Origin of the sequence: Lachnospira rogosae (ex Hitch et al. 2025), from assembly GCF_040096455.1 — a bacterium.
Taxonomy (GTDB): Bacteria; Bacillota; Clostridia; order Lachnospirales; family Lachnospiraceae; genus Lachnospira; species Lachnospira rogosae.
Map to the genome: position 1 here is coordinate 108,857 of NZ_JBBMER010000006.1, position 12,536 is coordinate 121,392.

At 34.7% G+C, this 12,536-nt stretch carries 10 protein-coding genes and 1 tRNA gene; 1 reads left to right on the plus strand and 10 read right to left on the minus strand.

Features of this window, described 5'->3' with window-relative positions; all coding sequences use genetic code 11:
- Positions 1 to 90 precede the first annotated feature (90 nt).
- The 5 genes from WMO14_RS09170 to WMO14_RS09190 form a co-directional block, all read right to left on the minus strand.
- The gene (locus WMO14_RS09170) at positions 91 to 1,866 is read right to left on the minus strand and encodes a YhgE/Pip domain-containing protein (protein WP_055175365.1); all 1,776 of its coding nucleotides are present in this window, start codon (positions 1,864 to 1,866) and stop codon (positions 91 to 93) included.
- Between the two features lies 1 nt (position 1,867).
- Positions 1,868 to 2,254: a hypothetical protein gene (locus WMO14_RS09175; RefSeq protein WP_022502525.1), complete on the minus strand. Its 387-nt coding sequence runs from the start codon at positions 2,252 to 2,254 to the stop codon at positions 1,868 to 1,870.
- A 26-nt stretch (positions 2,255 to 2,280) separates the two neighbouring features.
- A complete protein-coding gene (locus WMO14_RS09180; protein WP_349153715.1) occupies positions 2,281 to 4,470 on the minus strand; it encodes a YhgE/Pip family protein in 2,190 nt (729 codons plus the stop codon).
- A gap of 187 nt (positions 4,471 to 4,657) precedes the next feature.
- A complete protein-coding gene (locus tag WMO14_RS09185) occupies positions 4,658 to 5,941 on the minus strand; it encodes an O-acetylhomoserine aminocarboxypropyltransferase/cysteine synthase family protein (RefSeq protein ID WP_055306478.1) in 1,284 nt (427 codons plus the stop codon).
- A 106-nt stretch (positions 5,942 to 6,047) separates the two neighbouring features.
- The gene (locus tag WMO14_RS09190; RefSeq protein ID WP_022502528.1) at positions 6,048 to 6,668 is read right to left on the minus strand and encodes a flavodoxin family protein; all 621 of its coding nucleotides are present in this window, start codon (positions 6,666 to 6,668) and stop codon (positions 6,048 to 6,050) included.
- A 183-nt stretch (positions 6,669 to 6,851) separates the two neighbouring features.
- Here WMO14_RS09190 and WMO14_RS09195 point away from each other — a divergent pair, with 183 nt between their 5' ends.
- Positions 6,852 to 7,844, plus strand: coding sequence for a DMT family transporter (locus tag WMO14_RS09195; protein WP_055175356.1), 993 nt, complete (start codon positions 6,852 to 6,854; stop codon positions 7,842 to 7,844).
- Positions 7,845 to 7,944: 100 nt separating this feature from the next.
- Here WMO14_RS09195 and WMO14_RS09200 read toward each other — a convergent pair whose 3' ends face one another.
- The 5 genes from WMO14_RS09200 to WMO14_RS09220 all read right to left on the minus strand — a co-directional run bounded on the left by WMO14_RS09200 (position 7,945) and on the right by WMO14_RS09220 (position 12,398).
- Entirely contained in the window at positions 7,945 to 8,127 is a 183-nt protein-coding gene (locus tag WMO14_RS09200) for a hypothetical protein (protein ID WP_022502530.1), read from the minus strand.
- An 88-nt stretch (positions 8,128 to 8,215) separates the two neighbouring features.
- Positions 8,216 to 9,772 carry a Na+/H+ antiporter NhaC family protein gene (locus WMO14_RS09205; protein WP_055175353.1) on the minus strand — a complete coding sequence of 519 codons (1,557 nt, stop codon included), beginning with the start codon at positions 9,770 to 9,772 and terminating at the stop codon, positions 8,216 to 8,218.
- A gap of 11 nt (positions 9,773 to 9,783) precedes the next feature.
- Positions 9,784 to 10,359 (minus strand): xanthine phosphoribosyltransferase, encoded by a 576-nt coding sequence (locus WMO14_RS09210; RefSeq protein ID WP_055175351.1) that lies wholly within the window; start codon positions 10,357 to 10,359, stop codon positions 9,784 to 9,786.
- Between the two features lie 64 nt (positions 10,360 to 10,423).
- The gene (locus WMO14_RS09215; protein WP_055175348.1) at positions 10,424 to 11,899 is read right to left on the minus strand and encodes a sodium-dependent transporter; all 1,476 of its coding nucleotides are present in this window, start codon (positions 11,897 to 11,899) and stop codon (positions 10,424 to 10,426) included.
- Positions 11,900 to 12,326: 427 nt separating this feature from the next.
- Positions 12,327 to 12,398, minus strand: a tRNA-Gly gene (locus tag WMO14_RS09220).
- Positions 12,399 to 12,536 lie beyond the last annotated feature (138 nt).

The following is a 12,536-nucleotide window of genomic DNA, read 5'->3' on the forward strand; positions in this document are numbered from 1 at the left end:
TAAAGCTGAAATCAATAAAAATAGAAAAACTAATTCATATTTATTATACGAAATTAGTTTTTCTATTTCTGTATTTAATATTATATTATTTTATATCATTACTCCCGATTTCTCCTTGCTCTTGTTAACTGTAGCATTAAGTTTTCTGCAAGGTATGGCAACGACAAGTCCGATAAATAAGCATATACCTACATATATCAATAATGCAATAATACATTTCCAGTAATACCAGCTATATGTTCCACCGACACATTCTCTGAGGGCGTCCATAGCATAGGTGAATGGGAGGTATTTGTATATTGCCTGATATACAGTTGGAAGACATTGTATTGGGAATGTACCACCAGCACCGGCAACCTGAATAACCATAATAACTACAGCAACGGCTTCACCGACATTTTCAAAGGCAACTGTAAGTGAATATGTAATCATTGTAAATACGAATGAAGTAAATGATGCCGCTAACCAGAACTTAAATGGGTGAAGGCATTGTATTCCAATAAAGAATAAATCACCAAGTGTTATAAGTAATGCCTGTGCCTGTCCTATAAGGAAAAATGTTAAATATCTTCCAAAGAAAGCCTGAACAGAGGTAATATTGTATCCGCCAAAAGGATGAACCTTTACATGGATAATGGCAACTAATATTAATGCACCAACCCATATTGATAATACTGAGTAGAATGGTGACATAGCTGAGCCATAATTCTCAATTGGATACAAGTCAACTGTTCCGATAGTAACAGGAGCAGATATGAAAGATGCAAGTTCTTCTGTATTAAATGCGACGGCAGTCTGTAATAATGAATATGTACCACTGCTCTTAAAATCAACAAGCTTGGTTATTGAGTCTGATAACTGGCTCTCAAGGTTATGTACAAGCTCTAATGTATTAGCAATAGAACTGCCCATCTGGCTTATTGAATTATCAAAATCTGCAACATTGTATCCCATATCATCATATATTTCAGAGACAGAATTCATATATCCCTGAATTGTATTAATATCATTGGCAATATTAGCAAATATTGTTGAGTCTATAAGATTACTCTTTCCTATAGTATTATTCAATTCATTAAGAATTGCTTTTTCACTGTCAAATTTCACTGATAAATCTGGCGATATAGCTGCTGCAGTATCAGATGTTGACTGTGCTGTGCTTATTATATTGGAAACGGCAGTAAGCACGCTGTCAAATGTAGACACCTGTGTATTAACAACCTGTAATTTGGCTATTAATATATCTAATATTGAGTTGCCGCTTACATTTTCCTTATTAATATTATTACCATCAGAGTCTTTAATTGCACCTATATTATCAGCAATATCGGCAGATTTCATTATAGCTTCTGTAAGTGAGCTTATAAATGTAGCATTAACCTGTTGTTGTACTGCTGTCTTGGCTTTGTCTGTTATCTTAGGGGCAATGGCATTTTTCTTCTGGTTAGTATAATAGATAATCTCCGGATGTGTCATATTATCAGCTAAGAAGCTTACCATATCACGAGAGAAATCTTCAGGCATTATCAATGCTGCATAGTAATCTCCTGCCCATACACCCTCAATGGCTTCTTCTGACGTATCAGTAAATACCCAGCCGATAGTGTCATTGGTCTTAAGTGCTTCTATAATATTGGTGCTTATATTTACATTCATACCTGAAATATCAATTCCGGTATCATCATATGCTACAGCGACCTTTATGTTAGATGTTGAGTCAGAACCATAAGGGTCCCAGTTGGATAAAATGTTAAACCAGGCATATAATGATGGAAGAACAGAGAGTCCCATTACAACGACTAAAGCTACAACATTTCGCCCAATTCTTTTCCAGTCGTTAGCAAATACTCGAAATATATTTTTCATATTATTCTTCTGAACCTCCATTCTTGATATAATTCTTAGTAATATCTGATATGGCTTTCGCTGTATCAATAAGTGAGTCATCATACTCATTACCAACAATATCTTTAAGATTTTCGGTCATATTATAATCTTTATATTCAATGGCAATAAGATAGCCGCTTATAATAAATAAAGAAGCAATCCACATTACAAGAAATATAACTTTAGAGCTGTTTACAACAAATAAAAGGGTAAGGAATATAATGGGAATTACTAACATTGCTATTATTCCGTATTTAATTCTGTCTTTGTTACGTTTGTGTTCTCTATAGTAATAGTCTTTAATCATATCTACTGATTTCGCAGCAGTATCTATATTTACAGATATTTCATCTTTAATATCAGACATAAACTCCTCCTCATTCATCAATTAATCTACATAAGTTTAGTATCGTGCATACGGTGATGCATATAATGATTGAGCTTCATAAATGGCTTTCTTAGGAAAAGACCAAGGAATAAAGTACCTATAACAAATAGCATAAGCTGTCCCATAAGTATGAAGTAATCATATCTGTAGAAACCACTTACACATTCTCTTATGGCATTGATAGCATAAGGGAATGGGAAATATATATATACATTTCTAAAGAATGATGGTAACAGTTCAATAGGGTATGTACCACTTGAACCAGCAATCTGAATAACTACGAGAACAACGGCTAAAGCTTTACCGACATCACCAAACGAAAGTGTAAGTGTATATATAAGCAATGTAAATGCAAAGCTTACAAGTGATGCGGTAAGCATAAATATTCCTGGGTGCACACAGTATATTTTAAGTAAATATATATCACCAAGAACTGTTATAACTGCCTGAATCTGTCCCATAAGCCAGAATATTAAATATCGTCCGAAATATTTCTGTGTTAATGTAGCATTTTTAAATTCTTCCCTGTCATCAGGAGATGTCTTGATAAGTGCTGTAAGGAGAAGACCTCCAACCCATAAAGCAAGAGTTGTATAGAAAGGTGCTACTGCTGTTCCGTAATTAACAGCTTCGTATACATTTTCAGTTGTAACCTTAACAGGTGATGAGAAGAATTCGCCGTATTCAGATGAATCCTTGTCAAGAAGCTTCTGCATAAGCTCATACTTTCCATCGTCTTTTAATGCAGCAAGCTCTGTATTGGCTTTATCTAAAGTATTCTGTACATTGCCGATAAGTTCCCCCATAGTATCTAATGTGAAATTAACACTAGAAAGTGTACTGTCTACGCCATTAATAATAGTACTTATGGCAGAAAGGCTGTCTGAAGCAGATACAAGTGAGTCGTAGATAGAGTTGATGGAAGTCTTAAATAATTCACCAGATTTGCCAACTGAATCGTTAATACTTGATGTAAGTATGCTATTAAGTGAATTAATAGAGTTCTCACACTGTACAAGTGCATCATCCATATATGTAAATATGTTAGCAGGGTCAGCCTTAGAGTCTGTATACCACTGTGTAAATGTTGTCATATTCTGTGCGGCTGTCTTAAGAAGTGCAGGCATAAGGTCAAGTGAACTTATAAGACTGTCATATAAGAACTGGTTATTACCGCCGTTATCATTATCAATATCTTTGAAATGTTCAAGTATTGGTTTAAGGCTGTTATTAAACTCATTATTAGCATTAATAACTTCATTCATTAAACTGTTAAGTTCGCCAAGCTGTTTGATAATATCAAGCTTGGTAACAAGTGTGTGATTATTCTTATAGTCTGCAATCTTTCCGCGTAATGTTTCAATTTTGCCGGTGAGCTTAGTGTTAATATCAGTTAATCTGGTAAGAGATGCACTGATATTGGCAGTATAAGCATCAATTGCATTGTTAGCTGTATTCTTTGAAGCCTCAATATTCTCTTCTGACATATTACTCTGCATATCAGATACAAGTGCATCTGTCTTTTTAAGAGTATCTGAAAGGTTGTCATTACTTGCATTAAACATACTGATTGAAGCGTTGTATTCAGATAAGTTATTGCTTATATCCGTTAATTTATCTGATATGTCAGATAATACATTGGTCTTTGTAAGAGAAGCAGCATCAGTTGAATTAAGAATTGTAACTACAACTGTTTCAATAAATGTTTCATTAATAGTTTCCTGTAAAGTAGACTTTCCAGATTGTGTAATCTTGCTGGCAATAGCGTTCTTCTTGGCATTCTCATAATATGTAACAGAAGGAGTTTCCATATTATCATTAAGGAAATTAATCATTGAACGGCTGAAATTATCGCCGATTACTATTGCGGCGTAGTACTTGCCGCTTTTAACTCCGTCAATTGTGCTTTCCATATCTTTTGTAAATGTCCAGCCGAGTTTGTCATTTTCTTTGAGGTTATCAATAATACTATTACCCATATTCTGATATTCGCCATCCATATCAAAACCAGTATCCTCAGAGTATACAGCAATCTTAATTGAAGCAGTATTAGCATAGGGATCCCAGTTAGAATAAATATTAAACCACGCATATAATGATGGAATAATACATAATCCTATGGCAATAATAAGTGCAAATATATTGCGGCATATGCCACGCAAATCTTTTATAAAAATACGCAGAATTGTACTCATATTCAATCTCCATTTACTATAATTTGACAGTTAATTATATCACTAGATATTAGGACATACAAGCTTCATAATTTTAAAAATCATATAAAAATCTCATAAAATTAATAAAGGCTCTGGACATTATTGTTATAGTAATGTCCGGAGCCTTTGTAAGCTTAATATGCTAAAGCTGATAATGAATATTTATTTAAATTGTATCAAGTGCTGCAGATATATCAGCAATCAAGTCATTTTTATCTTCAAGTCCGCAGGAAATTCTTATAAGTCCTGCTGGAACACCAGCTTCTTTTAATTGTTCATCATTAAGCTGTCTGTGTGTGGATGTTGCAGGATTAAGACAGCATGTTCTTGCATCAGCAACGTGTGTTTCTATTGCAGCAAGCTTAAGGTTCTTTAAGAACTTTTCGGCTGCTTCTTTTCCACCTTTGATTTCAAAAGATACTACACCACAGCCACCTTTAGGCATATATTTTTTGGCTGTTTCATAATATTTATTACTTTTAAGACCAGGATAGCTGACATATTCAACTTTAGGATGATTTTCAAGAAATTCAGCTACTGCCTGTCCATTTTCAACGTGGCGTGGCATTCTTACATGAAGAGATTCAAGTCCAAGATTAAGGATAAAGGCATTTTGTGGGGATTGTATACATCCTAAATCTCTCATAAGCTGTGATGTACACTTTGTGATAAATGCACCCTCTTTTCCGAATTTTTCTGCGTAAGTAATTCCATGGTAACTTTCATCTGGTGTGCATAGTCCTGGATACATATCTGCATGTGCCATCCAGTCAAAATTACCAGAATCAACTATTGCACCTCCGACAGCAGCTCCATGACCATCCATATATTTAGTTGTTGAGTGAGTGACAATATCAGCACCCCATTCGATTGGTCTGCAATTAATAGGGGTTGGAAATGTATTATCTACAATAAGAGGGACATTATGTGTGTGTGCAACCTTTGCAAATTTCTCTATATCAAGAACTGTAAGAGCTGGATTGGCAATTGTCTCACCAAACATAGCTCTGGTATTATGTTTAAATGCTGCATTAAGTTCTTCTTCTGATGCATCAGGTGAAACAAATGTAACGTCTATTCCCATTTTCTTGAAAGTAACTGAAATAAGATTGAAAGTTCCACCATATATTGATGATGATGCAACGATATGACTGCCACATTCACATATATTAAAAAGAGCAAAGAAGTTAGCAGCCTGTCCAGATGATGTAAGCATTGCGGCTGTTCCACCTTCAAGGGCTGCTATTTTGGCAGCAACGTGATCATTGGTAGGATTCTGTAGTCTTGTATAGAAATATCCTGATGCTTCCAGGTCAAATAGCTTACCCATATCTTCGCTTGTATCATATTTAAAAGTTGTAGATTGGATAATAGGAATTTGACGAGGCTCACCATTCGATGGTGTATAACCAGCCTGAACACACTTAGTATTAATAGAATAATCTTTCATAATGACCTCCAGTGTAAATTATAGAATAATTAAATATTACTAATGTTATGTTATAAATAAATTACCCTATAATTCTACAGGATTATAGGGTAAAATGCAATAATTATTACTTTATGAAGTTAGTCTTAGCCTCTCTTTCAGTAGCCGGGAGTGCGACACCTGCATTTTTACCAGCTTCAATACACTTTAACATCCAAGCCATATTATGAGCTACGTTGCGCATTGTCTGTAAGCCTTCTAAATCCATAACGGCTTCGTTCTCATTGCGGCCATAGACGTTATTCCAGTATGTAGAGCTTACTACTGGCATCTGTGATATTCCATAATATTTATTTAATACGTCAAATGAAGCAACTGTTCCACCACGTCTTGCAACAGCTACGCTTGCGGCTGGTTTAAAAGCAAAGGTCTTAGAACTTGAATAAAATACTCTGTCTAAGAAAGAGAGAATTCTTCCACTTGGGTGGGCATAATATACAGGTGTTCCAAATACAAACGCATCAGCTTCTTTTGCCTTGGCAATGAATTCATTAACATTGTCCTTAGTATATGCACAACCATCAGGTGTACATTGGTTACAGCCAATACAATCTCTTACTGCATCTGCACCAATCTGGAATATTTCATAGTCAATTCCTTCATTATTAAGAGCTTTTCCAATCTCATTAAGTGCTGTAAATGTAGTTCCATTGATATGTGAACTACCGTTTAACATTAATACTTTCATTATCATATGCCTCCTGATTTAATATCTTTTATTTGTTTAAACAAGTGTATATATTTTAAGCTTAAAAAGAAAAATTCTCAATACCTTGCATAATATATTTGATTAATATACTATTATATGGTGTGAAAATTATTAATTATTATGGAAACATTGATTATTGTTTAAAGGGAGCGTTATTAATTTATGAAGAATTTAAAAGGAACTTTTATATTATTGCTTGCCGCATTTATATGGGGTACAGCATTTGTTGCACAGACAAGTGCTGGTGATAATATTGGAGCGTTTACATTTAATGCCTGTAGGAATATTATCGGGGCATTATTTTTATTTATTGTTATTGCAATATTAGATATGAGAAAATATTCTGATAGATATGATAATCCAAGTGAGAATAATTACAATATATATAAGAAGAACTACATTATTAATAAGAAAGATTATTTAACTGATGCGAATAAATGGCCTATAAAAGAAGGTGTTATATGCGGAATTCTACTTTGCATAGCGATGAATTTGCAGCAGATAGGGATTAATACATATCCTGATGGAGTTGCTGTATCAGGGAGAGCTGGATTTCTTACAGCGACTTATGTTGTTATGATTGCGATTGTTTCAGTATTTATGGGACAAAAGCTTCATAAGCTTACCATAATAGCTGCATTTGTGTGTATTGCGGGAATGTATCTTTTGTGTATTGCGGGTGGAATTAACGAAATATATGTTGCGGATATATTAGAGTTAATGTGTGCTGTTGCATTTACAATACATATGTTTACGGTAGATAAATATGATAAAGCAGATGGTGTTAAATTATCCTGTATACAATTCTTAACAAGTGGAATATTGTCAGGAATATTAATGCTTATATTTGATAAAGCAGACATTAACAGCATTATGAAAGCAATAATACCAATATTATATGCAGGTGTTATGTCAAGTGGAATTGCTTACACTTTTCAGATTATTGGGCAGAAATATGCCAAGCCATCAGTGACTGCCATTGTATTGAGCCTTGAGTCGGTATTTGCTGCACTTGCAGGCTGGATTTTATTAGGTGAACATTTAAGCACAAGGGAACTTACCGGCTGTATATTAGTATTCACAGCGGTCATTATTGCACAGATACCACAATTTGCTCATAACGTTGACGATAGTAAACAACAGGTCATAGAATAAAATTATTGAGATGCTCTCTCCTAAATAGCAAGTTTTAAGTATTTAACTTACCTTTTTAGAAGGGAGCTAATTATTTGTTAAATGATTATTATCATTACGTTTATTTGACAGATTTATTGCTGTCTTCTGATTTTTCTGATTCGTCTGCTTTTTTAGCTTCATCTGCATACTGTTTTTTAAGTTTTTCTGATTTAAATTTATAAATGAGCAGTCCGGTTGGAAATGGAAGTACTGCAATTATAAATAAAAGCACTATTATTATTATTACTTTAGTTTCACTCATATGCACTCCTAATGTATTAATAGCTTTAATTTGATCAATTATAAAGTAAAGTTAGTGCCAAAAGTAAATCCGGCACTAACGTATATTGTTATGAATTAGATTGTTTTTGATTTACAATATATTTGATAAGAATAATTGTAAGAGTCATAAGCACAATACCTATAATTAAAGGAACTACAGGATTGTGTATGAAACCAGCAATTATATATGTTATAAATGATACTGCGGCAACAACAACTACATAAGGAAGTTGTGTCGATACATGGTTCATATGGTTACACTGTGCACCAGCCGATGCCATAATAGTTGTATCTGATATAGGTGAACAGTGGTCGCCGCATACAGCACCTGCCATACAAGCAGATATAGATATAATCATCATAGTATTATCAGTTCCAGAAAACGTATTAACAACAATAGGTATAAGAATACCGAATGTACCCCAGCTTGTTCCGGTTGCAAATGCAAGGAATATCGCTACAAGGAATATAATGGCTGGAAGGAAATTAAGCAGGCTTCCAGAAGCACCATTTACAAGACCTGCTACATATTCTTTAGCACCTAAGCTGTCTGTCATACTCTTGAGTGTCCATGCAAAAGTAAGGATAAGGATTGCTGGAACCATAGCTTTAAAGCCTTCTGGTATGCAGGCAAATGATTCTTTAAATGGAAGAACTTTTCTTACAGCATAGAAGAATACAGTAATTACCATTGCAAAGAAGCTTCCAAGCATTAGTCCTACAGGAGCATCGCAATCAGAAAATGCTTCTATAAATGGCGTTCCGCTAAAGAAACCGCCTGTATATATCATACCTATAACACAGCATATAATTAATGAAACAATAGGAAATACAAGGTCAATAACCTTGCCGTTGCCTTTTATTACATCAGGATTAGCATTAGCATATGGCCTGTCAGGTGTTGTATACAAGTCACCCTTAGCAGCATTATCTTCGTGAAGCTTCATAGGACCAAAATCCACTTTTAATATTACAAACATAAGTAATGCGAATATTGTAAGCAATGCATAATAATTATAAGGAATAGATTTCATAAATACAGAAAATCCGTCCTCACTTTCAACAAAGCCTGTTACAGCGGCAGCCCATGATGAAATAGGTGCTATTATACATATAGGTGCTGCTGTTGCATCTATAATATAAGCAAGCTTTGCTCTTGAAATCTGGTGGCTGTCAGTTACAGGGCGCATAACACTTCCAACTGTAAGACAGTTAAAATAGTCGTCAATAAATATAAGTGCACCAAGAAGAATAGATACTAACTGAGCACCCGTTCTTGTCTTTATTCTTTTGGAAGCCCATTCGCCAAATGCACTTGAACCTCCTGCTCTGTTCATCATACATACCATTATTCCAAGAATTACAAGAAATATAAGTATTCCAATGTTAGCAGGATCAGATAACACACCTACAAGTCCATCATTAAATATATGTGTAACAGAAGTTTCAAAGCTAAAATGTGCAGTAAACAATCCGCCATAGAATAGTCCGCCAATTACAATACCTATAAAAAGTGAACTATATACTTCCTTAGTAATAAGAGCAAGTATAATGGCTACCAGAGGTGGTACTAATGACCAGAAAGTAGCATACAATGCCGGAATGTATTCTGTAAGTTCGTTCATTAATATATCTCCTATCTGAATGTAATTGTGTTATCAGCAGCATTCATACTTTCAACGATTGCAAGTGATTCAAGCTGATAACCTTTTTCTCTTATAATCTTTCCACCCTGCTGGAAACCCTTTTCAATCGCAATACCGATACCTTCAACAGTTGCACCAGCACTTTCAACAAGGTCAGTAAGACCAAGTAATGCACATCCATTTGCAAGGAAATCATCAATAATAAGAATATGATCCTCTGGTGATAAGAACTTTTTTGAAACAATCACATCGTATATTTTACTATGTGTAAATGACTGGATTTTAGTGCTGAAGTTATTATCATCAAGGTTAATGCTTTTAGACTTCTTGGCAAATACAACAGGTACATTAAATTCTCTTGCAACGATAGCGGCAATACCAATACCACTTGCCTCAATTGTAAGGATTTTATTAATCTTCTTATCAGCAAATAATCTTTTCCATTCTTTAGCCATTTCCTCAAAAAGTTTAATATCCATCTGGTGGTTAATAAAGCTGTCAACCTTAAGTACATTTCCTTCTCTTATAATTCCATCTTTTCTTATACGATCTTCTAATAATTTCATAATAGACCTCCGTTTTTTTATAAGTAATATCCAATATCAAATTGAAATTAAGTTGTTGTATGTTCTACTGTTGTTTTGATTTGTGTCCTGTAAGCAGTGCTATAAGATATATTATAACAACAAGTAACACAGCGAAACACATCCAGCCGATGAATATGCCTAAAGGCTGTTTGCAGAAAGTATCATAGTAGCCTTTAATATAAACAATTGTAATTATCAAAGGTAAGATATATGACATATATTTTCGAAACCATAATGGAAGCTTTATTCCATCTCCAGTATTAGCTTCTTTAGCAAAGTTATCAAATCCCCATCCGTTTTTTCTTGTACAGAAAAGAACTATAACAAGACTTCCTAAAGGAAGAAGGTTGTAGGATACAAGGAAATCTTCCAGATCCATAATTGTTGTACCTGCACCTATAGGCTGTATACCTGAAAGCAGGTTATATCCAAGAATTGCAGGAATTGATAATACAGTAATAGCTATAATATTAATACCTACGGCTTTGGTTCGCTTACATTCTGTTATATCCATCCACATAGCTACGATTTCTTCAAACACAGCGATAATTGTAGATAAAGCTGCAAATGACATAAATAAAAAGAACATAAAGCCCCATATTCTTCCGCCAGTCATATTATTAAATACATTAGGAAGAGTTATAAATAATAATGAAGGACCACTGTCAGGGTTTACTCCGTATGCAAAGCAGGCAGGGATAATTATAAATCCAGCCATTAAAGCAACAAATGTATCTAGAAGTACAATGCTTACCGCCTCACCTGTAAGTGAACGCTTCTTATCAAGGTAACTGCCGAAAATCTCCATAGCACCGATACCTATACTTAAAGTGAAAAATGCGTGTGTCATAGCAGCAAATATGGCTTCGCCAATACCTGACTGATTAACTAAGCTTATATTAGGTACAAGATAGAACTTAATACCAACAGAAGCATTAGGAAGAACAAATGAATGAACTGCAAGAATTACCATAAGTCCTAAAAGAAGCGACATCATAACCTTTGTAATTCGTTCAACACCATTTTTAAGTCCAAGTGCACATACGCCAAATGATAAAATAATGGCGATAAATGAAAATATAAACATTATTCCAGGCTGTGATAACAGACCATTAAATGTAGCTGTGATTTCTGCACTATCAAGACCAGAAAGCTTACCAGATAATTCAAGAAATGCATAATAAATCATCCAGCCTCCAACCATAGTATAGAACATCATAAGAAGATACGAACCAATTATGCTCATCCATTTAAGACGATGCCATTTCGTGCCTTTCTGTTCAAGTACATCAAATGCTTTTCCCATACCTTTGCGGCTTGCTCGTCCAACTGAGAATTCACATATAAGAATAGGGAGTCCAAGAAGTGCTAAAAATATAAGGTACATAACTATAAAAGCTGCCCCTCCGTACATTCCACATATGTATGGAAACTTCCATACATTACCAAGGCCGATAGCACAGCCTGCTGATACAAGAATAAAACCTATTCTTGAACCAAATTGTTCTCTTTCTTTCATAAATTAATAAGTTCCTTTTCTATTATAATAAATCAATGAAATCAGGTTATCTGCTATTAACTAATAATACACAACCCATATAAAATTCATTATATAATATAAATAAAAAATAGTCACGAACAAAATTCATAAACCAGTCAAAAATGTTGCTAATACAGAAATAAATAATAGTCACCCCCGTGTGTTATGCGAGATGGGTGTCAAGAGGTCCGGTGGACCTCTGTTCTGACACGACCGAGGGGCGCTTTAGCGTTCCGAGAAGTCAAGAGGTCCGGTGGACTTCTGTTCTGACACGACCGAGGGGCGCTTTAGCGTTCCGAGAAATCGAAGCCAAACTGTGAAGCAGTTGGGTTTCGAGAAGTGCCCAGCACTTCCCGGATGACAAAAAAGGACTTCCCATTCGGAAGTCCTTTTTGTTGTCTTACAGAGCGCGAGACGGGGATCGAACCCGCGACCCCCTCCTTGGCAAGGAGGTGCTCCACCACTGAGCCACTCGCGCATATTGTATTGTGTGTTTCGATTTATTTCTCGTGAACACAAGTGATATAATACACGTTAATATGTAATATGTCAACCCTTTTATTTTAATATTTTTAAATTTTTTGAAAATATTTGAAGGAAAATATAGATAAATGTG

Coding starts and splice junctions, on each gene's coding strand:
- WMO14_RS09170 (WP_055175365.1), bottom strand. CDS start 1,866: ATGAAAAATATATTTCGAGTATTTGCTAACGACTGGAAAAGAATTGGG.
- WMO14_RS09175 (WP_022502525.1), bottom strand. CDS start 2,254: ATGTCTGATATTAAAGATGAAATATCTGTAAATATAGATACTGCTGCG.
- WMO14_RS09180 (WP_349153715.1), bottom strand. CDS start 4,470: ATGAGTACAATTCTGCGTATTTTTATAAAAGATTTGCGTGGCATATGC.
- WMO14_RS09185 (WP_055306478.1), bottom strand. CDS start 5,941: ATGAAAGATTATTCTATTAATACTAAGTGTGTTCAGGCTGGTTATACA.
- WMO14_RS09190 (WP_022502528.1), bottom strand. CDS start 6,668: ATGAAAGTATTAATGTTAAACGGTAGTTCACATATCAATGGAACTACA.
- WMO14_RS09195 (WP_055175356.1), top strand. CDS start 6,852: ATGAAGAATTTAAAAGGAACTTTTATATTATTGCTTGCCGCATTTATA.
- WMO14_RS09200 (WP_022502530.1), bottom strand. CDS start 8,127: ATGAGTGAAACTAAAGTAATAATAATAATAGTGCTTTTATTTATAATT.
- WMO14_RS09205 (WP_055175353.1), bottom strand. CDS start 9,772: ATGAACGAACTTACAGAATACATTCCGGCATTGTATGCTACTTTCTGG.
- WMO14_RS09210 (WP_055175351.1), bottom strand. CDS start 10,359: ATGAAATTATTAGAAGATCGTATAAGAAAAGATGGAATTATAAGAGAA.
- WMO14_RS09215 (WP_055175348.1), bottom strand. CDS start 11,899: ATGAAAGAAAGAGAACAATTTGGTTCAAGAATAGGTTTTATTCTTGTA.